The organism is Candidatus Pelagibacter sp. PS_23 (assembly GCF_059417905.1).
This window is the reverse complement of sequence record NZ_CM182071.1, coordinates 446,593-471,328: the sequence shown is the minus strand read 5'-3', so window position 1 is coordinate 471,328 and position 24,736 is coordinate 446,593. Positions and strand designations below refer to the sequence as shown.

The 24,736-nt window shown below is 27.9% G+C and carries 23 protein-coding genes; all 23 read right to left on the bottom strand.

Annotation, left to right across the window (positions count from 1 at the left end; translation table 11 throughout):
• Positions 1 to 4: 4 nt before the first annotated feature.
• The 23 genes from AC5SLY_RS02540 to nuoH all read right to left on the bottom strand — a co-directional run bounded on the left by AC5SLY_RS02540 (position 5) and on the right by nuoH (position 24,736).
• Positions 5 to 529 (bottom strand): OmpH family outer membrane protein, encoded by a 525-nt coding sequence (locus tag AC5SLY_RS02540; protein WP_494574307.1) that lies wholly within the window; start codon positions 527 to 529, stop codon positions 5 to 7.
• The gene (bamA, locus tag AC5SLY_RS02535) at positions 529 to 2,766 is read right to left on the bottom strand and encodes an outer membrane protein assembly factor BamA (protein WP_494599050.1); all 2,238 of its coding nucleotides are present in this window, start codon (positions 2,764 to 2,766) and stop codon (positions 529 to 531) included. Before bamA ends, AC5SLY_RS02540 begins: the two co-directional genes overlap by 1 nt.
• 7 nt (positions 2,767 to 2,773) lie before the next feature.
• On the bottom strand, positions 2,774 to 3,940 hold the full coding sequence (locus AC5SLY_RS02530) for a 1-deoxy-D-xylulose-5-phosphate reductoisomerase (protein WP_494599048.1): 1,167 nt from the start codon (positions 3,938 to 3,940) through the stop codon (positions 2,774 to 2,776).
• Position 3,941: 1 nt separating this feature from the next.
• The gene (locus AC5SLY_RS02525; protein WP_006997010.1) at positions 3,942 to 4,604 is read right to left on the bottom strand and encodes a phosphatidate cytidylyltransferase; all 663 of its coding nucleotides are present in this window, start codon (positions 4,602 to 4,604) and stop codon (positions 3,942 to 3,944) included.
• On the bottom strand, positions 4,604 to 5,281 hold the full coding sequence (gene uppS / locus AC5SLY_RS02520; RefSeq protein ID WP_494599047.1) for a polyprenyl diphosphate synthase: 678 nt from the start codon (positions 5,279 to 5,281) through the stop codon (positions 4,604 to 4,606). Before uppS ends, AC5SLY_RS02525 begins: the two co-directional genes overlap by 1 nt.
• Positions 5,278 to 5,829, bottom strand: coding sequence for a ribosome recycling factor (frr, locus tag AC5SLY_RS02515; protein ID WP_494599045.1), 552 nt, complete (start codon positions 5,827 to 5,829; stop codon positions 5,278 to 5,280). Before frr ends, uppS begins: the two co-directional genes overlap by 4 nt.
• Entirely contained in the window at positions 5,830 to 6,681 is an 852-nt protein-coding gene (gene tsf, locus AC5SLY_RS02510) for a translation elongation factor Ts (RefSeq protein ID WP_494599044.1), read from the bottom strand.
• A 1-nt stretch (position 6,682) separates the two neighbouring features.
• Positions 6,683 to 7,504: a 30S ribosomal protein S2 gene (gene rpsB, locus AC5SLY_RS02505; protein WP_006997014.1), complete on the bottom strand. Its 822-nt coding sequence runs from the start codon at positions 7,502 to 7,504 to the stop codon at positions 6,683 to 6,685.
• 129 nt (positions 7,505 to 7,633) lie between these two features.
• On the bottom strand, positions 7,634 to 11,050 hold the full coding sequence (gene dnaE / locus AC5SLY_RS02500) for a DNA polymerase III subunit alpha (protein ID WP_494599043.1): 3,417 nt from the start codon (positions 11,048 to 11,050) through the stop codon (positions 7,634 to 7,636).
• Complete coding sequence (locus AC5SLY_RS02495; RefSeq protein ID WP_494599042.1) at positions 11,034 to 11,720, bottom strand: ABC transporter ATP-binding protein; 687 nt, start codon at positions 11,718 to 11,720, stop codon at positions 11,034 to 11,036. The genes dnaE and AC5SLY_RS02495 overlap by 17 nt, the downstream gene beginning before the upstream one ends.
• The gene (locus AC5SLY_RS02490) at positions 11,713 to 12,945 is read right to left on the bottom strand and encodes an FtsX-like permease family protein (RefSeq protein ID WP_494599041.1); all 1,233 of its coding nucleotides are present in this window, start codon (positions 12,943 to 12,945) and stop codon (positions 11,713 to 11,715) included. The genes AC5SLY_RS02495 and AC5SLY_RS02490 overlap by 8 nt, the downstream gene beginning before the upstream one ends.
• Positions 12,942 to 14,276, bottom strand: coding sequence for a proline--tRNA ligase (gene proS, locus AC5SLY_RS02485; protein ID WP_011282024.1), 1,335 nt, complete (start codon positions 14,274 to 14,276; stop codon positions 12,942 to 12,944). The genes AC5SLY_RS02490 and proS overlap by 4 nt, the downstream gene beginning before the upstream one ends.
• A 1-nt stretch (position 14,277) precedes the next feature.
• Positions 14,278 to 14,523, bottom strand: coding sequence for a DUF1467 family protein (locus tag AC5SLY_RS02480; protein ID WP_494599040.1), 246 nt, complete (start codon positions 14,521 to 14,523; stop codon positions 14,278 to 14,280).
• Positions 14,524 to 16,179, bottom strand: coding sequence for a ribonuclease J (locus tag AC5SLY_RS02475; RefSeq protein ID WP_006997020.1), 1,656 nt, complete (start codon positions 16,177 to 16,179; stop codon positions 14,524 to 14,526).
• A gap of 2 nt (positions 16,180 to 16,181) precedes the next feature.
• Entirely contained in the window at positions 16,182 to 16,928 is a 747-nt protein-coding gene (locus AC5SLY_RS02470; protein WP_494599038.1) for a type III pantothenate kinase, read from the bottom strand.
• Positions 16,925 to 17,488 carry a biotin--[acetyl-CoA-carboxylase] ligase gene (locus AC5SLY_RS02465; RefSeq protein WP_006997022.1) on the bottom strand — a complete coding sequence of 188 codons (564 nt, stop codon included), beginning with the start codon at positions 17,486 to 17,488 and terminating at the stop codon, positions 16,925 to 16,927. Before AC5SLY_RS02465 ends, AC5SLY_RS02470 begins: the two co-directional genes overlap by 4 nt.
• Entirely contained in the window at positions 17,488 to 18,903 is a 1,416-nt protein-coding gene (gene nuoN / locus AC5SLY_RS02460; RefSeq protein WP_494599037.1) for an NADH-quinone oxidoreductase subunit NuoN, read from the bottom strand. The genes AC5SLY_RS02465 and nuoN overlap by 1 nt, the downstream gene beginning before the upstream one ends.
• Positions 18,903 to 20,396 carry an NADH-quinone oxidoreductase subunit M gene (locus tag AC5SLY_RS02455; protein WP_006997024.1) on the bottom strand — a complete coding sequence of 498 codons (1,494 nt, stop codon included), beginning with the start codon at positions 20,394 to 20,396 and terminating at the stop codon, positions 18,903 to 18,905. Before AC5SLY_RS02455 ends, nuoN begins: the two co-directional genes overlap by 1 nt.
• Entirely contained in the window at positions 20,396 to 22,309 is a 1,914-nt protein-coding gene (gene nuoL / locus AC5SLY_RS02450; protein WP_494599036.1) for an NADH-quinone oxidoreductase subunit L, read from the bottom strand. Before nuoL ends, AC5SLY_RS02455 begins: the two co-directional genes overlap by 1 nt.
• A gap of 1 nt (position 22,310) precedes the next feature.
• Positions 22,311 to 22,619 carry an NADH-quinone oxidoreductase subunit NuoK gene (nuoK, locus tag AC5SLY_RS02445; protein WP_026225064.1) on the bottom strand — a complete coding sequence of 103 codons (309 nt, stop codon included), beginning with the start codon at positions 22,617 to 22,619 and terminating at the stop codon, positions 22,311 to 22,313.
• Positions 22,615 to 23,247, bottom strand: coding sequence for an NADH-quinone oxidoreductase subunit J (locus AC5SLY_RS02440; protein WP_006997027.1), 633 nt, complete (start codon positions 23,245 to 23,247; stop codon positions 22,615 to 22,617). Before AC5SLY_RS02440 ends, nuoK begins: the two co-directional genes overlap by 5 nt.
• Positions 23,248 to 23,249: 2 nt before the next feature.
• Positions 23,250 to 23,735, bottom strand: coding sequence for an NADH-quinone oxidoreductase subunit NuoI (gene nuoI / locus AC5SLY_RS02435; protein ID WP_018414061.1), 486 nt, complete (start codon positions 23,733 to 23,735; stop codon positions 23,250 to 23,252).
• A gap of 2 nt (positions 23,736 to 23,737) precedes the next feature.
• Positions 23,738 to 24,736, bottom strand: coding sequence for an NADH-quinone oxidoreductase subunit NuoH (gene nuoH, locus AC5SLY_RS02430; protein WP_018414060.1), 999 nt, complete (start codon positions 24,734 to 24,736; stop codon positions 23,738 to 23,740).

Here is a 24,736-nt window from a genome sequence, read left to right as displayed (position 1 = left end):
TTATTTATTCATTAATCTTAAATTCTTTAACTTCTGAATTTACAATTTTAATAACTTCGTCTGTAATGTCTAGTTGTGTTTTAGCAACAACTAAATCTTTTTTTTGTAAAATAATAGCTATTTCTTTGTCATTTGAAAATTTAATTAAAATTGGATTAATCAATTTTAAAAGATTATTGGTATTATCTACTTTTAATTTATTAAAATCAGATAACATTTTATTTCTATTTTGATTGTAGTTATTAATCTCAGATTTCAGTTCATTAACTTTTTTTTTAAAATCATTTTCAGATATAATATTTTTTTGAGAAATCAATTTTGTTTCTTTTTCTTTGAATTTTTTTTCTTCCTCATTTAAAAATTTTAAATTTTTTTTATTAAGATCTGTTAATTGTTTTAAAATTGAAGAGCCTGCTTTAGATGTTGAAATAACTTTATCCATATCTATGAATGCTATTTTTTGTTCAGAAAAAACTGTATTCGTAGAAAATAAAAAAATAATTAAAATTAATGAGAGTAGTTTTTTCATTAAAAAGTTGTACCTAAATTAAACCTGAAAGATTCAGTTATATCATTTTTACCTTTAGTAATAGCTTCAGTTAAAGAAAAGTTTAGAGGACCAACTGGCGTGAGGAAATCTACAGCTATTCCTACAGATGATCTAATTTTACTTTCATCGCTTAATGATGAACTATAATCTATACCCCAGACATTTGCTGCATCAAAAAAAACAGAAAAATTAGTATTTTGTGAATTTGGTAATATTTGAGATAGACTTGTTGCTATATTTATTGAAGCTGCATAATTTCCACCAACAAAATCCGCACCATCTTTCGGACCAACTTTTCCAGACTCAAACCCTCTTAGTTTGCTTGACGGTAAAAACAATCTATCAGAAAGTTTAATATCTTTACCAGCTAAAGAATTTGCAGTTTTACCAAAAAAACCAATCGAAAAAATATTTTCGCCTAACCATTCATTATAGATTTTATAATCATATGAATTAGTTAAAGTATAGCTTTCACTTATTAAAGGAATATTTTGAGAAAACCTACTAATATAACCATCAGAGGTTTTGTATCTTTGATCTCTCTTATCATAACTAAAAGTATGATTAAAAAAAGTATCAAAATATGATCCTTCTTGTTTTTTCATACTAGCGGAAGCTGTGCTATCAGTTTCTAGTTTTTCAACATACGAAGAAACACCTGTATTCCAATAAAGGTCATCATAAAACTCGAAACCACTTCCAACAGAAAAACCAGTTTTATTTGACTTATAACCAAAATTTTTAAGTCTATCTGTGATCGTACTTTCCAATGAGGTGTTTAATGATCTGTTAGAGCCCTTATAGTTTGGATTATTCATTGAAATAATTCCTTTAAGACTTTCAGTGCTGACTGAAATATCAGATGCAAACTCTATACCTCTACCAAGAAAATTATTTTCTGAAACACCAAAAGCAAAAGTTCCACCACCAGTACCAACACCAGCTCCAGCCATAATTTCCCCCGTAGGTTTTTCTTCAACTGTAATATTAATTATTTTTTTATTTTCATTATCAATATCTAAAATTTCAGACTCAACTTTACTAAAAAAATTAAGTCCTCTTAAGTTATTTAATGTTCTGGTTTGAAGTAACTCATTAAAAGCATCTCCTTCATCAACCAGAAGATTATTTCGAATTACTTCTTCACGGGTAACATTATTACCTAATATGTTAATTTTTTCTACATAGAATTTTTCTGACTCATCTATATCAAATGTAAGATTAATTAAATCGTCTTCTATACTCTCGTTAACAGTAGATTTTAGAAACTCAAATTGTTCATTCAAAACAATTTTATCAATTTCTTTTAAAATTTTATCAATGGAGTTGAGAGAATAATTTTCTCCTTTAAGCTTTTTAAAAATATTATCTAATTGCTGAAAATTAGCACGATCATAATCTAATGGAAGATTAAGATTAAATTCATTAAAATAAAATTTATTACCAGATGAAATATTGTAGATTATTTCAAACTCATCATTACCAAGATAGTTAGCAAATGACGACTCAATTACAACGTTAAAAAAACCTTTATTTTTATAAAAATTATTTAACAATCTTTTATCATAACTAATTAAATTTTCATTCAAGTATTTTTTACCAGAAAGAAACTTCCAAAATTTATATTCCTCACTAATAATTATGTTTTTTAATGTGCTGTCTTTAAATTTTTTATCCCCAATAAATGAAATTTTTGAGATTTTTGATTTTTCACCAAGTTCAATTTGGTAAAGGAGATCAATTTTATTATCCCCTAAATCTTGATAGGAGGATGTGACTTTAGAAAAGTAATAACCATCATCTTTAAGAAAACTTAATATAGCTGATTCATCTTTTTTAATTAAAGTTGAGTTATAAGAAGATCTATTTTTTAAAGATAAAATTTCATATAAAGATTCTTCGGTTTTTTTTCTTTTAATTCCTTCTATTAAAACTGTTTGAATTATTGGATTTTCCAATACATCTATAGTAAGATTATTATTTTCAATTTTAACTGTAACATCTTTAAAAAAACCAGATTTATATAATTTTTTTAAAATTTCATTTATGGAATTTTCGTCTAAAGGTATGTTATCTTGAATTTCTGAAAAAACTAATATTGTTTCATTAGATATTCTCTCATTACCATTAATAATGATTTTTTCATAATTTTTTGAGTATGACGAAAATGTCAAAAAAATAGAGAGTAAAATTAATTGAATAAAAAATCTAAACATAGCGAGTTTATACACTCATAGAGCTAATTTTTAAACTTACATAATCACTTAAATTTTGAATTTCATCAATATTTCTGGGCTTCATTGACTTAAATTTATTGAATTCAGGAGTATTACAAATTTTTATCAATGTATTAGATATATCATTAAATTTAATCTTATTATTTAAAAAAAGTTTCACTAATTTATCATTTGCACTCACAATTATAGTCTCAAATAAAGAATCTTCATTACTCAAATTATTAAGAATTTTAATTACTGGGAATCTAATATTATCAATTTTTTTAAGATTTAGATTATTTAAGATTTTAATATTGATATTTTTTGATTTAAGTTTTTTGTCGGTATTAAAATAAATTGAATTAAATATTGGAATTTTCATATCAGTATCATGAACTAAAAGTTTAGATAAACCATTATTAAATTTTACTATTGCATGTAGGTATGACTTTGGATGAATTAATATTTCAAGTTGTTTATAATTTAAGTTAAAGATTTTTTTTGCTTCTATAATTTCAAAAATTTTATTCATCATTGTAGCAGAGTCGATTGTAATTTTTTTTCCCATCGACCAATTAGGATGTTTTAATGCATCTTTAACTGAAATATTTCTAAATTTTTTTAATGGTAAGTTTCTAAAGGGACCTCCAGAAGCTGTTATGTAAATTTTTTCAAAATTGTTTTTTTTATTGTTATCTAATAGTGACCAAATAGAAAAATGTTCAGAATCTACTGGTACAAAATATGTTTTATATTTTTTTAAATCCTTTTTAATTAAATTCCATCCACATATGATGGATTCTTTGTTTGCTATCGCTATAGTTTTGGTAAATTTAATAATATCCAAAGTTGGTTTTAATCCGTCAAATCCTGAAATTGCACACATTGAATAATCAATTTTATTATTTGTATTAAAAATTTTGTTTAATGAATCAAAGTTATTAAAAACTTTAACTTTAGCATTCTTCAAAAGTTTGGTTGTAATTAAAAAAGAATTATAATCGGTGACAATTACATTTCTAACATTAAACAATTTAACTTGTTTTATTAATTTCTTATAATTTTTATTTACTGTGAGCAATTCAATTTTAAAGTTTTTTTGATCATCTTTAATAATCTTTAATAATGATGATCCAATAGAGCCTGTAGATCCAAAAATTGCAATTTTTTTCATACTAAATAAATATAAACAAAAAAATCCCAAGTGGTATTGCAAAAATTATTCCATCTATTCTATCTAAAACTCCTCCATGGCCAGGCAGCAAATCACTCGTATCTTTAACTTTTGCTTTGCGCTTTAAAAGTGAAATGAATAGATCTCCTAATTGAGATATTAGGGAAATAATGATTGTTATTAAAAAAAGATTTACTAATGATTGATCAATTTGAACTTTATAAAAAAAGGGGATCATCAATATAGAGAACATGAAAGAACCAATTGATCCAGAAATTGTTTTATTTGGGCTTACTTTAGTTAGTTTTTTTCCTTTAAATATTTTTCCACAAACAAGCCCTCCTATGTCTGACAATATTGCAACTAAAACAGAATATAAAAGGTATATTTTAAGATTAGAATTCTTTGATTCTATAGTAAAAATTAAATAAACTAACCCTGATAAATAAATTAAAGATAAAGCTTTATAAGAGAATCTAAAAAATTTATCCTTTAAAATATCTTTTTTAAAAATTTTTGATATTAATGCATAAAATTCAATCCATGAAATTATTGCTATAATAATTAAAGAAATTATCATTATATAAGAGTAAAAAAACATTCCTATTAAAAGAGCAATAAGAAGTATTGAAGTTAAAATTCTTTTTTTGATATTTGAGTTCATTAAATTGATCCAAAATTTCTTTTAATATTTTTAAATTTATTCATAATTTTATCAAAATCTTTACCTTTAAAATCGGGCCATAATTTTTTTTCAAAAAATATCTCTGTGTAAGATAGTTGCCAAAGTAAAAAGTTGCTTAATCGATGGGTATTTCCAGTTCTTATTAAAATATCAGGATTCGGTAGATGCTTTGTATACAAGTTGTTATCTATATTTTTTTCATTTATTGTAATTTTTTTTTGTTTAATTTTTTTTATGGTATTAATTAATTCAATTTTCGAACCATAGTTTAAAGCAATATTAACTTGTAACGTTTTTTTATTAAAAGTTTTTTTTTCTGATAATTTAATTAATTTTTGAAGTTTTGCAGGTAATTTATTTAATTCACCAATAAACTTAAGCTTAATATCTTTTTCAATAATTTTACTAATCTTTTTTTGTAAAAAGTTTTCTAATAATTTAAATAAAAAAACAATTTCATTTTTGGGTCTTTTCCAGTTTTCAGAAGAGAACGTATAAAGAGTTAAAAACTTAATTTTATGATTAATGCAATGATTAATGATTAGATCGACTGTATTTAAACCAGCTCTATGACCTGCATTTCTTGATTGTTTATGCTTAACGCCCCATCTACCGTTTCCATCCATGATGATGGCAACATGTTTAATTGGGTTCATATGGTCATTATTTCTTTTTCTTTGGCTTCAACTTTTGTATCTATGATTTTAATATGTTCATCTGTAAATGATTGTACTAATTTTTCATTAATCTTTTCTTCATCTTCACTAATTATTTTTTCTTTAACTAGGTTTTTTAAATCATCATTGGCTTCTCTTCTAATATTTCTAATTGAGATTTTACACTTTTCACCCATTGATTTGATTAATTTTTTAATCTCTGTTCTTCGTTCTTCATTTAAATCTGGTACAGGAAGCCTAATTAATTGACCATCAATTTGAGGATTTAAACCTAATTCTGATTTTTTAATTGCAGTATCAACAAGTGGCACATTATTAAGATCCCAAACTTGAATATTAATAGTTCTAGAATCGGGAGTTGTTATGCTTGATACTTGATTTAAAGGCATTGCTTGACCATAAACTTCAACCTTAACAAGATCTAACATCGAGGCATTTGCTCTGCCAGTTCTTAATGATGTTAACTCTTTCTGAAAAACTTCAATGGTTTTATCCATCTTTTGGCTATATGTTTTTTCATTAAACATTTATTCACCTATTTTAATTCTTAAAAAATTGTTAATCTTTAAATCGGGTATGTTTAGTTCTTTTATGATGTCTTGAACTTTCTTTTTTGGCTCCATAACCCAGGCCTGTGTTAATAATGCATTTTCTTCTTTAAATTTATTCATTTTACCTAAACTAATTTTTTGTGCAATCTCCTCTGGTTTTCCTGAGTTTTTTAACTCTTCTGCAACAAGATCCTGTTCTTTTTGAAGAAGATCTTTATCAATCAAATCTGAACTTAGTGCCAAGGGATTTGAAGCTGCAATATGCATTGAAAGTTGTTTACCAAAAGCTTTAACATCTTCACTATCGTTTGAGGTCTCAAGTGAAGTTATGACTGATAATTTAGACAAATTATCTTTAACTACAGTATGTAAATAATTAAAATTTTTAGAACCTTGTTGGCTAAATGTTTTAGCTTTACCAAGTGTTATCTTTTCTCCCATTTTTGCAATTAATGCAACAAGACTATCTTCAACTGTTTCTCCATTTGCCATTTTTGATTTATTAAGTTTCTCTAAGTCAGATGAATTTTGATTATTCAGTTCACTTAATTCTTTTGCAAAGGATACAAAGTCATCATTTTTAGCAACAAAGTCTGTTTCACAGTTAATTTCAATAACAGATATTTTATTTTCATCACCTGAAGTTGCAATAACACCTTCTTTAGCATCTCTTGACATTTTTTTTGAAGCTTTAGAAATTCCTTTTACTCTTAAAATTTCAACAGCTTTATCTAGGTCACCTCCAGATTCTTTGATTGCTAAATTGCAATCTTTAAATCCAGCACCCGTTGCTTCACGTAATTGTTTTACTTTTTCTATATCACTCATGTTAATTTAGTTTTTCCTTATCTTTTTTTGAAAATTTAGCATCTAACTTCTCTCTATCAATCTCCTGAATAGTTTTTGATGAAGTTTCTTTTGTTTTTGTATCATCAACATCTGGTTTTTCTTCAGATTTAGATGGAGCAGCTTTTTTTGCATTTTCAATAGTTTCTTTTACTAAATTGCAATACAAATCAATTGCTCTTCTAGCATCATCGTTACCTGGAATTGGGTAATCAATACCATCAGGATTAGAATTGCTGTCAAGTATAGCACAGATTGGAATGCCTAATTTAGAAGCTTCAGCAATAGCTAGAGATTCATAATTAGTATCAATAATAAAAACTAGATCGGGAACCTTTTTCATTTCTGCAATTCCACCTAATGCTCTTTCTAATTTATCTTTTTTAACACTCATCTTTAATAGTTCTTTTTTTGTAAAGCCTCTATTTTCAGCTACAAGATCTGCCTCATATTTTTTCATCTTTTTAATTGACCCTGAGATTGTTCCCCAGTTGGTTAACATTCCACCTAACCATCTGTAGTTTACAAAGTATTGTCCAGTTTCTTTTGCAACTTCAGCAATAGCTTCTGATGCTTGTTTTTTTGTAGATACAAAAAGAATTTTGCCATTATTGGCTATCGTATTGTAAACTTTTTCTAAAGCTACATTGGTTAATTCTAATGTTTGAGTTAAATCAATAATGTGAATTGAATCTCTTTTTCCAAAAATGTATTTTTTCATCTTTGGGTTCCATCTTAAGGTCTTATGACCTAAATGAACGCCTGCTTCTAATAGTTGTTGGATAGTTAGACTTGGTATTTTCATATTTATTCCCGGTTAAGCCACCACAGTAATTTCCATTTAAGGACCGGAGGTATAAAACCACAAACTGTGTGCGTGTTAATTTAATTTAAGAGTTATTTACAAATTATTTATAAAACAAACAAGTCTTTTTTAATGAATAGTTGTCGAAATATCTTTATTTCTGATAGTATTAATAGCTTTCCTGTCAATAAGACGCTTATTTTTCAATTTAAAGCTAATTTCATTGTTTTTATCAGTTATATTAATTTTTACCTCAGTTGTCCCCTCTTCATTCACTAAATCAGATATTTTATCGATGTCTTTAATTGATTTAATATTAAATACAATTTCGTTAACAGGCTTATTAAAAAGATCCTTGAGAGATGCAATTTTTTGAACATTTATTCTTTTAAATCTATTTTCATCGTTAGAAATGGTTTTGATCAAGGTTATGATTAAAGAGCTACCTTCAACTAAAGACTCTCTATTAAGTTCTAAAATATCTGAAAAAATAAAGAGCTCAAAAACACTGGTTAAATCAGTGAACTTAATAACTCCGTATGAATTACCTTTTGCAGTTTTTCTTTCAGTGATTTTTAAAAGTGTAGCTGCGATATTTGCCTCTTTTATTGTATCATCCAAATTAAATTGTGCGTAATCGACAATTTTATAATCATCAAAAATTTCTTTGAATTGATTTAAAGGATGGTCAGATATAAAAAAACCAATAGCTTCAAATTCTCTTGATAAACGATCCTCAAACTTCCAATCTTCAATATTTAGAACTATTTCATTATCCTGTTCTTCATCTGAGCCAAAAAGATCAATTTGATTTGCTGCTTTGTTTTCATAAATATTTTTTGTTTTTAAAATAAAATTTGGAATAGAACTAAATAAGGCTTGTCGATTGTTATCTATATTATCAAAAGCTCCTGCTTTAACCAACCCTTCTAATTGAAGTTTATTTATATCTTTAGGATTAACTCTATTTAAAAAATCATTTATAGATTTAAAATCTCCATTTTCATTTCTCTCTTTAACAACATTTGATATTGCTTCATAGCCAACACTTTTAATTCCACCGAGAGCATAATAAAAATTATTGTCATCAAATTGAAAATCTGCAAAGCACTTATTAATATCAGGTCGTATAACTTTAATATTAATTCTTTTTAGTTCTTCATGGAATTCACCCAATTTATTTTGATTTGAAATATCCATTGTCATAGATGCTGCAAAAAACTCTTTAGGATAATAGGTTTTTAAAAAAGCTGTTTGATAAGAAATTATAGCATAAGCAGCAGCATGACTTTTGTTAAATCCATATTCAGCAAATGGTTCAATTTTTAAAAATATACTAGCTGCAACTTCTTTGCTAATTCCATTTTTCAAAGCACCAGCAATAAATCCCTGTTTCTGCTTTTCTAATTCGGCTCTTTTTTTTTTACCCATAGCTCTTCTTAAAATATCTGCTTCACCAGCGGTAAAACCAGAAAGTTTTTGCGCTATTTGCATCACTTGTTCTTGATAAATAATAACTCCATAAGTAGGCTTTAAAATATCTTCAAGTAATGGATGCAAATAATCAGGTGTTTGTCTTCCATGTTTACAGTCATTATAAATTGGTATGTTGCTCATAGGTCCTGGACGGTAAAGAGCAACAAGAGCAATAATATCTTCAATATGGTTGGGTCTCATTTGCAACAAAGCTTCACGCATACCAGCACTTTCAACTTGAAATAATCCAACAGTGTTACCAGAAGATAAAAGTTCAAAAACTTTTTGATCATCAAAATCAATATCTTCAATTTTGAAATCTTTAACTTTTTTATTAATCAATTTTTGTGTTCTATTAATAACTGTTAAAGTTTTTAATCCTAAAAAATCAAACTTGATTAAGCCAGCATTTTCTGCTGAATACATGTCAAATTGTGTTGATGGTAACAGCAAGTCTGCTGCAGCATCTTTGTATAAAGGTACAACCTCTGTTAATTTTCTATCAGCTATTACAACACCTGCTGCATGAGTCGCTACATTTCTATTTAAACCTTCTAATTTTAAAGAAAGATCAGTTAATTTTTTTACACGTGGGTCTTCATTAACTAATTTTTGAAGTCGTGGTTCACTATTTATACACTCAGTTAGACTTTGAGGTCTAGAAGGATCAAAAGGGATCATTTTTGAAATACTGTCAACAAAACCATATGGTAGACCTAATACTCTTCCAACATCTCTAATAACCATTCTTGCTTTTAATTTTCCAAATGTAATTATATGAGCAACACTATCTTTATATTTTGTAGTTAAATATTTAAAAACAAGATCTCTTTTTTCCTCACAAAAATCTATATCAAAGTCAGGCATTGATACTCGATCTGGGTTTAAAAATCTTTCAAATATTAAATTAAATTTAATCGGGTCAACATCCGTAATGGACAAACACCAAGCAACTAGTGAGCCAGCCCCAGAACCTCTACCAGGTCCTACTGGAATATCGTTATTTTTTGCCCATTTAATATAATCAGATACAATCAAAAAATAACTTGGATATTTCATTTCGATTATGATTTTTAACTCATGATCTAGTCTGTCTTTGTATTTCAAAAATTTATCATCTGTTTTTAAATTGTTTTCTTCAATTTTAAAAACTTTCAGGAATTTTTCTTTTAATCCATCTAGCGAATCTTTTTTAAGTATTTCATCAGCACTGCCTCCTTTTTCAGAACTAATATTTGGAAGTACGGGTTTTGAAAACTGTGGTCTAAAATTACATTTAAATGGTAAATTGAAGTTATTTTCTAAAGCTTCAGGAAGATCTGAAAATAGCTTTGACATTTCTTCATTAGATTTAAAATAATGCTGGTTGCTATATTTAATTCTATTTTTTTCATTAACATAAGTTTTAGAACCAATGCACGTTAAAGCATCATGAGCTTCGTGCATGTCAGGTGTTAAGTAATAAACTTCATTTGTAGCTATAATTGGTGTCTTAATTTTTAAAGATTGTTCTAAATTAAATTTTTCAAAAGCAATTTCGTTTTGATCACCATGTCTTTGGATTTCTAAGTAAAAATTATCATTAAATTTTGATGATAAGCTTCTATATAATTTTGATATTTCATCTAAACGACCTTTTTCAAATAGTTTACCGAACAAACCTTGAATAGTCCCAGAAAATAAGGACACACCCTCAGTGTCTATTAAAAGTTCTTTTACATCTAAATGAGGGTCAGATAATGCATCATTTTCAAGGTAAGACCTTGAGGAAAGTTCAATAATTCTCTTATATCCATTTTCGTTAAGAGCTATTAGGGGTAATAGCCCTGTTGTATCTTCAAATCTAAAATAAATTTGAGTGCCAATAATTGGCTGTGTACCAACCTTAGAAATATTTTCAGCGAACTCTAATGCACCACATAAATTAGATGTGTCTGAAATACCTAAACAGGGTATTTTTTTTTCTTTACAAAAATCTTTTAAGTTATCAATTTTGATAGCACCTTCACAAATTGAATACTGTGTGTGAATTTTTAAGTGATTAAAATTTTGATTATTTAATTCTGGCATTGATAGCTTTTATATTACCATCAATCATTTCTAATTTGCAATCAGCCATATTAGCAAAAAATCTATTGTGAGTTGCATAAATTATTAATCTATTTTTATTTTTTAATTTATATAAAACATTAAAAACCTCTTTAGCAGTAGTATGATCTAAGCTGCCTGTAGGTTCGTCTGCTAATATAATTTCAGGTTCATTAATTAGTGCTCTAGCCATTGCAATTCTTTGCATTTCACCTCCTGATAGTTCAGATGGAAAATGAGCTTCACGTGATGAAAGTCCCATTGTTTTTATAATTTCTTTTGCTCTTTCAATTGAATTTTTTTTATCATTAATTAAAGCTAAACCAGCTAAATAAACATTCTCTAATGCAGTAAAATCTGGAAGTAAATTATTTTGTTGATAGATAATACCAATCTTACTTGATCTAATTTTATCATTTTTTGCATTTTCATTAAAGTTTACCGGTGTTTTATTAATTAACAATGAACCAGTGGTAGGTTTATCTATTAGTGACAAAACATTTAATAATGTAGACTTTCCAGATCCAGATGGACCAACTAGAGAATAAATCTTACCTTTTGTAAAAGAATAATTAATTCTTTTTAAAACATTTATTTTTTTATTGTTAGAAAAAGATTTAGATATGTTCTTTAATGATATCAAATTATTCATACTTAAGTCCTTTAACAGGGTCTAATTTTGAAGCTTTTATTGCTGGAAAAATTGAAACGATAATAGTTATAAAAATTGAACAAAGAGAAATTATAAAAATTGAAGTTGGGTTTATTTCAGAAGGCATTGTGCTCAAAAAATAAATCTCTTCAGGAAACAAGCTAATATTAAATGTATTACTTAAGAATTCTCTCAGGTTTTCAATGTATAAAGAAAATATTACACCTAAAAAGATTCCAAAAAGTGTTGCTGTAGTTCCAATAATAACACCAACAAGGAAAAATATCTTAACAATAGACTTGTTCATGACACCAATTGACTTGAGTATAGCTATATCTCTTGTCTTATTTTTAACTAAAATTGTAAGACCCGAAATAATGTTAAAAGCAGCTACTATAATAATCAAAGATAAGATTATAAACATTACATTTCTTTCAACCTTTAATGCAGAAAACAATGAGCTATTCATATCAGCCCAACTATATACAAATTCATTTTTGAATATTTCTTGAATTTTATTTTTTGCTTCTTCAATATCTGATGGTTTGTTCAAATAAATTTCTAGGTTACGGTCTTCTTTTTTAAAACTAAAAAAGTTTTCCAATGTTTCTAAATTTATAAAAGCAATATTTGCATCAAAATCCGCTAAACCACTATCAAAGATAGATCTAATAATAAAAGTTTCTTGCCGGGGTAGACTTCCTATTATTGTTTCAATGCCTACTGGAGACATTATTGATACTTTATCTCCTACACTAAGATCTAAATTAAAACTTAATTCTTTACCTATTGATATCGAATTCTTTGTTAATTGGTTTGATTTACCAATTAAGTTTCCTTTTTTTACAACATCAAGTTTTAGAAAGTTTTCTCTACTATAACCTCTTAAAATTAAACCTTTAGTGTAGTTTTTGCTAATAACAATTGCTTCACCAGAATTACTAAGTATTAATTCTTTTGAAATTAATTTTAGATTTTCACTATCTAGTTTTTCTAAATCAATAGAAGCCTCATATGGCTTAACAGTAATATGAGCATTAAATCCTACAATCTTATTAATTAACTCACTTCTAAAACCATTCATAACAGACATCACAATAATAAGTACTGCAACACCAAGGCTAATTCCAATAAATGAAAAAATGGATATTATATTTAAAAAACCATCTTTTTTTCTGGTTTTTAAATATCTAAGTGTAATTTCTTTTTCTAATGCTGAAATCAATTTTTTAATTTTTGTTCAGTTAAAATTTGAGTTATTTGATCTAGTGTTAAACTTTTAGGATCCTTTCCAATCTCTTTAAACTCTAATAAATTATCTTCTGAATTTTTTCCTAAAATTATTTGATAAGGCACACCTATCAAATTAAATTTTTTAATTTTAGATGAAAGATTTTCATCCATATCATCAATAATTGTATCAATATTTTTACTTTCAAAATGTTTAAAAAGTTTATTCGCTTTATCTAATGCCGATGTATCATTTTTGTTAATCATAGGTATTATTGCAAGTTCGTATGGTGCTACAGAAAATGGCCATTTCATTATTTCATCTTTTTGATCATATTTAGCTTCTATAATTGCACCAACTAGCCTTGATACACCAATTCCATAAGATCCCATTTTAACAAAATCTTTTTTGCCACCTGGGAGATCTACAGCTGCATTTAAAGCTTTTGAATATTTATCTCCAAAATAAAAAATGTGACCTACCTCTATACCTTTTGTAATTAACCTATTTTCTTCTGACACCTTTTCTTCAAATTCATTTTTATTAAATTTTTCATCGGCTACAGCGTAATATTGTTCATATTTTTTTCTTAAGTCTTGTAAGGATTGTCTATCCAATACAGTTCCTTCACTACCTAAATCAAAAACTCTTTTATCTGTAAAAATTTTACTTTCTCCTGTATCTGCTAAAATAATAAATTCATGAGATAAATTTCCACCAATTGGTCCCGTATCAGCTGCCATTGGTATTGCTGAAAGTTCTAATCTTTTAAATGTTTTTAAATATGAGAAAAAGAATTTATTATACGAGAATGTTGCATCTTCGTCATTAACGTCAAACGAATATGCATCCTTCATATAAAACTCCCTACCTCTCATTATTCCAAATCTTGGTCTAACTTCATCTCTAAATTTCCATTGTATATGATATAATAATTGAGGAAGTGATTTGTAAGATTTTACACTTGATCTAAATATATCTGTAACTAACTCTTCATTGGTTGGTCCATAAAGCATTTCTCTACCTTGACGGTCTTTAATACGAAGCATTTCATCACCATAATCGTCATAACGACCACTTTCTTTCCAAATATCACTGGGCTGTATAGTTGGCATAAGTATTTCTTGGGCACCAATTTTATTTTGTTCTTCTCTTACTATTTGTTCAATTTTTTTCATCACCTTAAAACCTAAAGGTAGCCATGAATAAATACCTGCTGAGGATTGTTTAATCATACCAACCCTTAGCATTAACTGATGTGATTTAATTTTTGCTTCTGATGGGTTATTTTTTAATATTGGAATGAATGACTTTGAAATGTACATTTTAATTAATTATATATCTTAAATTTAAATATTCATATTTTATCAATAAATAAATTATCACGAAAATAACTGTTGTAATACCAGTACAAAAAATGAATTTTTTTAGCATCTTAGGATTTTCAGGAGAACCTGCGTCTTCACCATCAATTTTGATAGATTTTTGTCTATTTACATCAATTGGAAGGATTGTAAAAAAAACTATCCACCAAATTATTATATAAATTATAGCAAGACCTGTTGCACTCATTTAAATTCTTACTAGGTTGATATTGATAAATGGTCTTTTACCAGTGAAATCTTTAGCACATTTTCTACATGTTATTTTTAAAGCATCAATTAAATTAAATTCTTGCTTTTTACTTTTTATAGAAAAAGTTCTAGTTGTTTTTTCGATTGCTTCTTCTAATTCGTATATAAACTCATCGACATCATAAACAGGCAGTCCTCTAAAAGTTAATACCGGTCTTTTGTGGATATTACCTTTTGCAGTAATTAAAATAGTAACCTCCATATATCCATTTGCACTAATGTTTTTTCTATCTTTGATTGATTGAGCATCTTCTTCTACACTCATATTACCATCCAAATAAAGTCTACCACTTGGTGCTTTATCAAAAACATGTGGTTTGCCAGGTGCTAATTTTACAATATCTCCATTTTCAACTTGAACAGGATGTGGAACTTTCATTTCTTTAGCAAACTTCATATGCTCAATCATATGTCTGTGTTCACCATGAACAGGAACTGCACATTGAGGTTTTACCCAATCGTACATCTCTCTAAGATCATCTCTATTGGGATGTCCAGAAACATGAACAAATTCGCTTTCTTCTGAAATAACTTCAACACCATCTTTAACTAGTTGATTTTGTAATTTATACAATTTTTTCTCATTACCTGGAATAATTTTTGAAGAAAAAATAACAGCATCATCTTTTTCAATGAATACATCCGGGTGAGTATTACTAGAAATTCTCATTAGTGCTGCCATAGGTTCCCCTTGGCTACCTGTACAAAGATAAACTATTTTTTCTCTAGCAATTTTTTTGGCATCACGCGCATCGACAGGTTCTATAACATTTTTTAAATAACCACATTGTCTTGCTGCTTTAAATATTCTATGCATGGACCTTCCTACTAAAGATATTTGTCTACCAGTTTTTTCTGCACAATAAAAAGCTGTTTCCATACGTGCAACATTTGAAGCAAAAGAAGCCATTACAATTCTCTTTTTAAGGCTACCCATGATATTTAATAAGCTTTTTCTAACATCTAACTCTGAACCAGCTTTACCCATGCTAAATACATTTGTTGAATCACAAATCATAGCAAGCACACCCTCATTACCAATTTCTTTAAGTCTATCTGAATTGATCTTTTCACCAATAAGTGGCTCAGGATCAATCTTCCAATCACCAGTATGCAATATTACACCTGCTGGAGTTTCAATTCTAAGACCATTGGGCTCAAGGATTGAGTGAGTTAGAGTTATATATTCTATTTTAAATGGATCTAAATTTACTGTTCCATTTAATTGAACTATTTTGAGAAACTTGGTTACATCTATATTTTTTTCTTTAAATTTTTCTTTTATTAAAACCGCTGTAAATGGAGTTGCAAAGATTTTACATTTAAGTTGAGGCCAAAGATGTGCGATCGCACCAATATGATCTTCATGTGCATGAGTTAAAATAATTCCTAAAAGGTCATCTTTTTTATCAACAATAAATCCAGGATCTGGGTAAATAAGATCAATACCGGGTAAAGTATCATCAGCAAATGTAACCCCAATATCAACCATGATCCATTTATGCTCACCAGGTTTACCGTAGGCAAATAGGTTCATATTCATACCAATTTCTCCGGACCCTCCTAGAGGGCAAAATAATAATTCATCTTTCATATTTATTTAATTAAAGTAGTGGCTCTGATTAGGCCTTTAATTGTTATGTCTTTATTTAATGTAACTTTCGTTTTTATTGAATTTTTGAATAAACCAGAAAATCCTCCAGTAATAATAATTTTAAAGGACATCTTAGTCTCTTTCTTAATTAAATTAACAATATTGTCAATTAAACCCTCATATCCCCAAAAAAAACCTGCTCTAACAGCACTAATAGTGTTTAAACCAATTACTCTATTTGTTTTTTTTAAATTGATCTTTGGAATTTGTGATGCTTTATCGGTTAATGTATCCAATGAGAGTTTAACACCAGGTGCTATAACGCCACCATGATAAGTATTTTTAATCAAAACATCAAATGTGGTTGCAGTTCCAAAGTCTAAAATTATAAAATTATCCTTATTATTAATGATGCTAATTGCATTTGCTAATCTATCTGAACCAATTTGTTTATAATTAACTTTAATCTTAATCAATTTATTTAAATTAAGTTTTTTTAGTTCGTGACACTTAATTTTATAAACTTTTTTAAAAAAGATTTTAACTGCATTAAATTTTTTTGGTACGACGCTGCAAAATAAACATTTTTTAATTGATTTATTTTTTAAATTTAGGCCAAGTAAAGATTTATTAAGTGAGGAGTGATTTATTTTTTTTGTTAATAAAGTAACACGTTTAATAATAATGTTTTTAGAGTTTACTAAACAAATTTTAGTTTCAGTATTTCCTATATCGCCAACAATAATCATTTTAAATTTCTATCTAAGTTTTTTATATTAAATTTAGGAAACATTGGAATAAAAGTTTCATAAATTTTTTTTAACCTTAAAGCAGCATAATTAGGGGTAATTTTGGTACCAGTTAAGTCAAACAAATTTGTAGTTAAATAGTTTTTTATAATTGGACTCTTAGTCAAATTTATACCCACTCCAACAACAATAAATTTTTCACCAGATTTGGTTAATATTTCTTGTAAAATACCTGAAATTTTCATTCTATTAATTAATAAATCATTTGGTTTTTTAATTGTAATTTTACCATTATAAAATTTTGATAATAATTTTTTAACTAAAAGACAGTTAACTTTTGTTAAATCTTTCAATGATAATTGGACTTTGTTAATTTTAAAAAAAATACTAACAAATAAATTTCCTTTAAAAGAAGTCCATTTTTTTCCATATTGACCCCTTCCCTTTTTTTGTTTTTCAGCAATTATAATTCCAGATTTATTATTGGTTTTTTTAATTATTTGTATGGCTAGATCGTTAGTACTATTTACAGTTTTAAAATTAAACTTTTTTAATTTCATTAAATAATATTAATTCTAGATACAATTTCCACTAATTTGCTTGGAAAAATAAAATATAAGAGAATTAATAATGTTGAAAAAGTCAGGGATCCTTTTAGCCAAATATTATGATCTGTGTCATAACTTTCTTTTTCTTTATCAAAGTAAATAACCTTAATTATTTTGAGATAATAAAATGCAGCTATTACTGTTGATAAAAGACCCACAATAGCCAAGAAGTACATTGACTGCTCTATGACAGCTTTAAAAATATAAAATTTTGCAAAAAAACCAGCTAGTGGAGGAATCCCTGCTAATGAAAAAAGAATAGCTAGTAATGATAATGATAAAATTGGATGATTTTTTGATAGCCCTGATAAATCATCAATGGTTTCATAGTAAGCATCATTTCTCTTTAACATCAATAGGGAACTAAAAAAGGCAAGATTCATAACCAAGTATATCGACATATATACAATGGAGCTTTGAATGCCTTCGTTTGAACCTGTAGACAAACCAGCTAGAGCATAACCCATATGACCAATTGAACTATATGCAATCAACCTTTTAAGATTATTTTGACCAATTGCAGCAATAGCACCAAAGATCATAGAGGCGATTGATAAAAATATTAATATAGGTTGCCATTGATCGATCATATTAACAAAAGGTATATATAAAAATCTTATGAAAACCGTAAGAGCTGCAACTTTTGGTACAATTGCAAAGAATAATGTGACAGCAGTTGGAGAGCCTTCATACACATCTGGTGCCCACATATGGAATGGTACAGCTGATATCTTAAATGCCAAACCAACAAGTATAAAAACAATTCCAAATGTTAAACCATAATGAGATGAATTCATTAAATCACCAATAACATTAAAATTAGTTGATCCAGAAAACCCATAAACCAAAGAACATCCATACAACAATAATCCTGATGATAAAGCACTCAAAACAAAATATTTTAGTCCAGACTCTGAAGACTTTAATTGATCTCGATTAAATGATGCTAACACATATAAAGCTAAAGATTGCAACTCAAGACCTATATAAAAAACCATAAGATCATTTGAACTGATCATTACCATCATGCCTAAAATTGAAGAAAGAATTAAAACTGGATATTCTATTAAAAAAATCTTAAATATTTTGAGATATCTTGTTGAAATTGATAAAACAAATGCACCTCCTAAAATAGTGAGTATTTTCATAAATGATGAAAGATTATCCACAACGTAACCATCATTAAATAGTGAAATATTTTGATCTAACGGATTATTAAAAATTAAAATACCCGTAATAAGTAAAGATCCTACTGCAAGATTATGAACTATATTTGAGCTATTCTTTTTATAAACTCCAAGAAGCAATAAAAACATTATAGACAAAGATATAAATATTTCAGGTAGTATAAAATTTAAATTATCCATTAATTTTGTACCTCTGTTATATTCATATTTAAGTTAAAATTGTACATCTCTATTAAATCTTTTACAGAAATTTCAATCGTATTAATAAGAGGCTCTGGATAAAATCCAAAAAATAAAACTGGTATTGCTAAACACCACAAAATAAATTTTTCTGAATTATTAAGGTCAGGCATTTTTAAAAGTTCTTTATTTTTAATCTCTCCAAATACAACTCTTCTATATAGCCACAACATATATGCGGCGCCAAAAATAACACCTAAACTAGCTATAACTGCTACTAAGAAATTATCTTTAAATGCCCCCATTAGTATTAAAAATTCACCTATAAAACCACTAGTACCGGGTAAGCCTAATGCAGCTAAAGTGAAAAGCATAAATAATATAGAATATTTAGGCATAACCGAAACTAAGCCACCGTAAGTTGCTATTAATCTGGAGTGCATACGATCATAAACAACTCCAACACATAAAAACAATGCTGCTGAAACCAAACCATGACTTATCATTTGAACTATACTTCCTTCAATACCTTGTTGGGTAATTGTAAAAATACCTAATGTAACAAATCCCATGTGTGCAACTGAAGAATACGCTATTAACTTTTTCATGTCTTCTTGCATCAGCGCAACAAGAGATGTGTATACAATAGCAATCAAACTCAAGGCATAGACTAGAGGCGTAAATAAATCAGAAGCTACTGGGAAAAGTCCTAAAGAAAACCTAATAAACCCATAACCAGCCATTTTAAGTAATATAGCTGCAAGCAAAACAGAGCCAGCAGTAGGCGCTTCAACGTGTGCATCTGGCAACCAAGTGTGTACAGGCCACATTGGAGTTTTGACAGCAAAAGAACTAAAGAAAGCTAACCATAATAAATTTTGATATTTAGTGTCTATACCAAGTTCATAAAGCTGAGTTATATCTGTGGTTCCTGATATCCAGTAGATCGAAATTATAGCAATTAGCATTAAAACAGAACCAAGTAATGTGTATAAGAAAAATTTAAATGCTGAATATACTCTTCTTGCTCCACCCCATATTCCAATTATTAAAAACATAGGTATTAATCCAGCTTCAAAAAATAAATAAAATATAACAAGATCAAGAGAGCAAAAAACACCAATCATTAAACTTTCCATTACTAAGATAGCAATCAGGAAATCTCTAAGTCTGTCTTTAACAGTATTGTTAACTGAGATTATACAAAGTGGTGTTATTAGCGCAGTTAAAACTATAAATAAGATTGATATTCCATCAATACCTATCTTATAATTAATAATTCCCTTTAACCATTCTCTATCTTCAACAAACTGAAAATCAGAAGTGGTTGGGTCAAACTGATACCAAAGGTATAAAGAAATCAAAAAGTTAACAAACGATGTAAATAAAGCAACATATTTACCTGTATTAGAATTCTTATCTTTGGAAAATAATAGAAACAAAGAGCCCACTACAGGAAGTAAAATTAAAGATGATAAAATTGGAAAATTCATTAATTCAAAATTAAAAATGTTAATAACGCAGAAAATCCTAATAATATCATAAATGCATATTGATAGATAAATCCACTTTGAAATTTACTTGCTTTTAAAGATAGCCTATTAATCAATGAAGAAACTCCATCTGGTCCAAATTTATCAATAATTTTAACATCAACCACCTTCCAAAAAAATATTCCTAAATTTTTTGAAAATTTAATGAACAAAACATCATAAAGTTCATCGAAATACCATTTGTTTATTAAAAAATTATGTAATGGTTTATTGGATTGAGCAATTCGATTTGGAATATCTTTATCTTTAACAAATAAATAATAAGCAATTGGAATGGAGGTTAATACAAGTGCTGGTGTAGTTAAAAGAAACCATAAAGGAGGATGTTCTGTACTTAATGGATTTAAAAATTTAATTGAATCTCCCCAAAAACTATTTCCACTACTATTACCAATGAACAAATCCTTAAATAAAAAACCAGCAAAAATAGCTCCAATAGCAAGTATAAATAAAGGTAAAAGCATTACTAATGGGGATTCGTGCATTTCGTTAATATTAATTTTTTTATTATTATAATCACCATGAAACGTTTTAAAAATTAATCTCCAAGAATAAATTGATGTTAAAACAGCAGTCAAAATTCCTACACCTGCTGCATAATATCCTGTTGTATTTCCTTTAAGATACGCAAATTCTATAATTGCATCTTTTGAATAAAAACCAGATAAGAATGGAAAACCAGTTAGAGCTAATGTTCCAATAATCATAAATATATAGGTGTATGGAAGTTTTTTATAAACACCTCCCATCTTATTAATATCTTGCTCATCTTTAAATGAGTGAATTACAGATCCAGAACCTAAAAAAAGTAAAGCTTTGAAAAAGGCATGAGTAAATAAGTGAAACATAGCAACATTATAAGCACCTACTCCTGCCGCAAAAAACATATAACCAAGCTGACTACAAGTTGAGTATGCAATTATTTTTTTTATATCAGTTTGCACTAAAGCTACAGTTGCAGCAAAAAAAGCTGTAGTCATTCCAACAACAGTAATTATATTTAGTGTAAGAGGTGAGTATTCAAAAATTGGAGAACATCTTACAACTAAAAAAACACCAGCTGTAACCATGGTAGCCGCATGAATTAAAGCTGAAACTGGTGTGGGGCCTTCCATGGCATCTGGCAACCAAGTGTGTAAGAAAATTTGTGCTGATTTACCCATTGCACCTATGAATAAAAGAATACAAATTAAATCAATTGCTCCAACATTCATTCCTAAAAATAAAAGTTTTTTTTCAACAATTTGTGGAATTTGATTAAAAACTTCTACATAGTTTACAGTACCAAATAAATAAAAGATTAAAAAAATTCCTAAAGCAAAGCCAAAATCACCTACTCTATTTACCACAAAGGCTTTTATTGCAGCTGCATTTGCTGTTTCTTTTTTAAACCAAAAACCAATCAAGAAATATGAACAAAGCCCTACACCCTCCCATCCAAAAAATAGCTGAAGAAAATTATCAGAGGTAACCAATGTTAGCATTGAAAAAGTGAAAAGTGACAAATAAGCCATGAATCTTGGTTTATGCGGATCATGAGACATATAACCAATTGAGTAAATATGCACTAAAGCTGAAACTAAAGTTACAACAACAAGCATTACAGATGATAAAGCATCAACTTTAATAGACCAATTAACATCTAAAGTTCCAGAGTTAATCCAAGTTGCTACAACTACATTACTTTCATATCCGTTAACAATTACTTGATAGAATAATATAATTGAAAGTAACGCTGAAATTGACACAAAAAGACTAGTTATAATTTCTGAATTCCTATCACCTAAATATTTACCAAAAAAACCTGAAGTTATTGAGGCTAATAATGGAAGAAATATTAAAGCTAATTCCATATTATCCTTTTAAACTGTCAATTTTCTCAACATCAATTGTTGATGAGTTTCTATAATAGACAACAATAATTGCTAAACCTATTGCCGCCTCTGCCGCTGCAACAGTTAATATAAAAAGAGTGAATATTTGACCAGAAATATCGTTTAAAAATATTGAAAATGAAACTAAATTAATATTTACAGCTAATAAAATAAGCTCAATACTCATTAAAATTACTATAATATTTTTTCTATTTAAAAATAATCCGACTATGCCGATAGTAAAAATTATTGCAGCCAATGTAAGATAGTGACCTAAACCTATACTAATCATCAGATTTAACTCCTTTATTGTTCTCAACATCAATTAATTCAACACCATCTGATCTTTCACGAGATATTTGACTAAAATAACTTTGTCTTTTAACTCCAGATCTTTGTCTAAATGTAAGAACAATAGCACCTATCATTGCAACTAATAAAATCATTCCACTTAACTGAAAAACATGAATGTAATCTGTATATAGAACGTAACCAATTGAATGAGTATTGGTTATATTTTTATCTATTGTTAAAGACATTGCCGAGACAAGATCAGGTTTATATTTCCATCCACCAATTACGATTATTAATTCGAAAAATATTATAACACTTACTATTAGTCCAATAGGTATATGTTTTGAACTTTCCTGTGCACTAAACCACTGATTTTTTTGTTGAGCTACATTTAACATCATAACTACAAATAAAAATAAAACAGCAACCGCACCTACATAAACAATCAACATGATCATTCCCAAAAATTCAGCGCCAATCATTATAAATAGGCATGAAATGCTTATGAAATCTAAAATTAAAAAGAAAACAGAATGAACGGTGTTTTTAGATACTGTTACCATTATAGCAGAAACAATTGCTATAAAAGAAAACGTATAAAAAAATATTGCGTGCGCTAACATAATTATCTGTGAGGGTTATCAGCTTTAATATTGGCTGCTAAAACATTTTCCCATCTATCTCCATTATCGAGTAATTTTTCTTTATTATAATAAAGCTCTTCTCTTGTTTCAGTTGAAAATTCAAAATTAGGCCCCTGTACAATAGCATCAACTGGACAAGACTCTTCACAAAGACCACAATAAATACATTTCATCATATCAATATCATATCTAGTAGTTTTTCTGCTACCATCAGCTCTTTCAGAGGATTCAATTGTGATTGCTTGAGCTGGACACACAGCTTCACATAACTTACATGCAATACATCTTTCTTCACCGTTAGGATATCTTCTTAAAGCATGTTCACCTCTAAATCTTGGGCTTATTTTTCCTTTTTCAAAAGGGTAATTTATTGTTTTTTTAGATTTAAATATTTCTTTGATAGCAATATTTAAGCCACCTAAAAAATCTAATAAAAAAATTGTTTTAAATATTCTTGAAATTTTCATAATTAATTAACTGGTAATAAGTTGAAGTAAAACAAATAGCTAGCTGTTAGAACTACCCATGTTAATGATAATGGTAAAAATATCTTCCATCCTAGTCTCATTAATTGATCGTATCTATATCTTGGAACAATAGCTTTAACCAAGGCAAACAAAACAAATAAGAATAATATTTTAAAAATCATCCAAATTGCGCCTGGAATTAAGTTAAATGGATAAAGATCAATGGGCGATAGCCACCCACCTAAAAAAAGTATTGACCCCATAGCGCACATCAAAAGAATATTTGCATATTCTCCAAGCCAAAACATTGCATACATCATGCCTGAATATTCAGTTTGATAACCCGCAACAAGTTCTGCTTCTGCTTCAGGCAAATCAAATGGCGGTCTGTTTGTCTCCGCTAATGCAGAAATAAAGAAAATCACAAACATTGGAAATAATGGAATTATAAACCATAAATTTTCCTGAGCCATAATTATATCGTTTAAATTTAGTGAACCAACACAAAGCAAAACGTTAATAATAATGACTCCAATTGATACTTCGTAAGAAACCATTTGTGCGGCAGATCTAATAGCGCCTAAAAAAGGATATTTTGAATTTGAAGCCCAACCACCCATAATAATTCCATAAACACCTAAAGAAGAAACAGCAAATAAATAAAGGACACCTACATTAATATCAGCCAATACTTGAGTTGTGCTGAATGGAATAACAGCCCACGAAACTAAGGCCAAAGTCATAGTTACAATTGGTGCTAGTATAAAGATTACTTTATTTGAACTTGAAGGAATTATAACTTCTTTAAAAATATATTTTAATGCATCAGCTAATGATTGAAGCAAACCAAAAGGTCCAACAACATTAGGTCCTTGCCTTTTTTGTACAAAGGCCCAAATACGTCGGTCAAGCCACACAATCATAGCCACAGAAACTAAAACAGGAACTAATAAAAATAATATTTTGTAAGTTTGTAAAAAAATAATATTAAGATATTCCAT